Genomic DNA, 2634 nt, shown 5'->3' on the forward strand with positions numbered 1-2634 from the left:
CGAGAGGAAGTGTAATCCAAAAATCGTCTTCCCTGATCCTGGCGAGCCACGCATGAGAACGTTCCGACCCTGAATCAGCCCTCCGTCGAGGATATCATCTAGACCACTGACGCCAATAGACATTAGTTTGGTCGGCATAGTTTAGTTATCATGTTCGGTCTAAAAATTCTTTCTTCCTATAACTATCAGGACATGTTATTTACGGTATTGACAACACCTGCCAACGATCGAAGTAAACCAGCCGACAGGGACTCCCTATCTCTCTTGTGCCTCGGACGTGTCCACATCAGCTAACCGCCGTTCGAGGTCGCCGATCCGGTCAGATACGGTTGCTGGCTGTTCGAGGGAGCCTTCGGCATTCAGCGCCTGCTCGTACAATTTCACGGCGCGTTCCAGCTCCTCGGCTGTTGGCTCGTCAGCTCCCTCCCGCCAGTAGCTATCCGCGAGTTTCTTGTACGCCCACGGATCCTCGGGGTAGTCTCGAATGAGCGTCTCGAACTCGCTTCTGCTCTTGGTCACTCGTCCTAGCTCTGTCAGCGAGTCAGCGACGAAGTGGCGGAAGTCAAGAAGGAACTCGTCGGGTGCATCCGGAAATTGGGTACAGACCTCGCGACAGAACTCGAGACGTCGATCGTGATAGGTTGGGTCGTCCGCTGCCAGGGTGGCAAGGTCATTGTCGAGTGATCGCAGGAATGCTTCCAGAGAGAGTACATTCGGGAGGTAATCGTCAGCCGCTTCGATTGTCGTGATGTCGTCCGGCGTGACGGCGACGATGACCTCCCAGGCACTCAGCCACTGTTCGCAGGCTTCGGCGTCGTCGTCCTGCTCACGGAGTTCTCGACCGTCCTGCACCAGATCGTAGATACGTTCCCGATAGGGGACATCGGGTGCCCATTGGCTCCAGAGCACTTCAGCTGCCATCCAGATGAAATCCTGATCGTATCCCGACGCGTCGACATCGTGGTCGTCCTCCCATTGGTCGACGAGTGCCATCGCCGAGTCAACCACGGCCGCACGGTCACGGAACGACGCTTCGGTCGTGTCGATACCGTGCTCGGCAAGCTTGTCCGTGATCTCCCTCGTCGATAGCGCTTGTACGTCATGTAACTCCCACCGCTCATCTGACTGGCGGTTGGTCGCCGCGGTCATGCCTACCGCTTCGTCCGTGTCTTGCTGCGCACGGGTGGCATCGTCGTCGCTTTCTTCGAGGTCGTGGTCGTCGATGTACTGCTCAACCCGTTTGGTGTCGATCCGACCGAGTTCGTCGGACTCGTGGTATTCATAGAGATGCTTGCGGATCTCGGATTCTTCCGCGAAGGATCGCTCACAGTACGGGCAGTCGGTCATTGACTGCGCGTTCGAGGAGTGCGGTGAAAAAGAGCGGGGCAACTGTCCGCTCGTGGCTATTGTTAGGGTCGTTTCTCGTCGATGATCGCGGCTGTCTCGGTCGCTGCGATCGGGTCACGTTCTTCGAGGAGTTTCTCGATCTCCCCTAGATCGTACACCTCCTTGACGACGCAATAATAGCGCGAGGAGGTTCCAAAATCGTAGACCATGCTGAGTTTGTCGCCTTCCCAGAGTGTCGCACGTTCGGCGACGTCAGCAATCGTTACCTCGCTTGCGTTCGTGAATGAGGGGTCTCTAACCTCGGTGAACTGCTGATCCGGGATGACGTTGAGTGTCGAATCCATGTACTCGTCTTCGAGACCGTACATGCGAAGATGGAGGTCATCGAGCGTGGTGAACCGACAGACGAGCCTGTCGAGTTCCGTTATGGTTGTTTCGGGCCGGACGACGATGTCGTACCACTCTTCGCGGGCACGCCCCTTCTGCTTCCATCGGAGACGGTAGCCGACTGTCCCGATACGGTCGTCGACGCCATCGCGTTCGTGCTGTTCTCCTCGCTTAGCATGTTCGACTACCGCTGTCCAGCAATACGAACATACCTCGTCCGGCGCATCACCTTCGAAGGCCGTCTTGTCGAAACCTTTCCAGTCGGCGTAATCTCGAAGTGTGATGTACTCGCTTGCGGGTGAGCGTGTACTCCGGTCACACAGCTTTTCGCCCGGCAAGTCTTGTCGAGGGGCGTACGGTGACCCGTCCGCTGAGTCCGCTTCGAGGTCGACGATGTGGTCGACAGTACCCACTTGGCTGACTTCGATGACGAATCGATCTGTGGTGTCCGTGTTAGTCATGATCTCCGTTGTGCTATCGATCTTCGAACTCCTCGAGTAACTCCTCCAACATCGGTCGGAGCTTGTACTTTTGGGAGTGTGCATCCCGCAGATCCTGTACGTAGGCCCGCCACTCGTTGAGCTCGCCCGCAGCGTCGGCCGCATTTCCGGCTGTCGCTAGCCAGTCTATGGCGTGTCGATACTGCTGTGATTTCCCCTCCTCGATGATCGGTTCGACCTGTGCTTTGCAGGCGTCGATCGTCCCCTCCGGGCGCTCCTTGAAGACGGCGTCGGCGACCGGTTCGACCACCATGTTGTCAGAAAACCGGTCCGCGATGGCGATGGCCTCGTCGTACCGCTCGGCGTACAGGAAGATCTCGACATGTCGTTGCGCATTCCGCTTGGTCGTGTCTCGGTTCGCAAGCGATTCCAGTATCTCCTCGCGAACAGCCGACCAGTC

Annotated in this window: 3 protein-coding genes and 1 pseudogene; all 4 read right to left on the bottom strand. The window is 57.3% G+C overall.

The genetic code is table 11. The features are described 5' to 3' along the window. On the bottom strand, positions 1-138 hold a 138-nt coding region (locus U4E84_RS16520; protein WP_322533207.1), incomplete at its 3' end, for an ATPase domain-containing protein. 117 nt (positions 139-255) lie between these two features. Then, the gene (locus U4E84_RS16525; RefSeq protein WP_322533205.1) at positions 256-1347 is read right to left on the bottom strand and encodes a tetratricopeptide repeat protein; all 1092 of its coding nucleotides are present in this window, start codon (positions 1345-1347) and stop codon (positions 256-258) included. A 62-nt stretch (positions 1348-1409) separates the two neighbouring features. Further along, positions 1410-2195 (bottom strand): hypothetical protein, encoded by a 786-nt coding sequence (locus U4E84_RS16530; protein WP_322533206.1) that lies wholly within the window; start codon positions 2193-2195, stop codon positions 1410-1412. 13 nt (positions 2196-2208) lie between these two features. After that, positions 2209-2634 (bottom strand): annotated as a pseudogene (locus U4E84_RS16535) (SWIM zinc finger domain-containing protein); the annotation flags it as partial.

This window comes from Halorubrum sp. AD140 (genome assembly GCF_034497445.1).
GTDB lineage: Archaea > Halobacteriota > Halobacteria > Halobacteriales > Haloferacaceae > Halorubrum.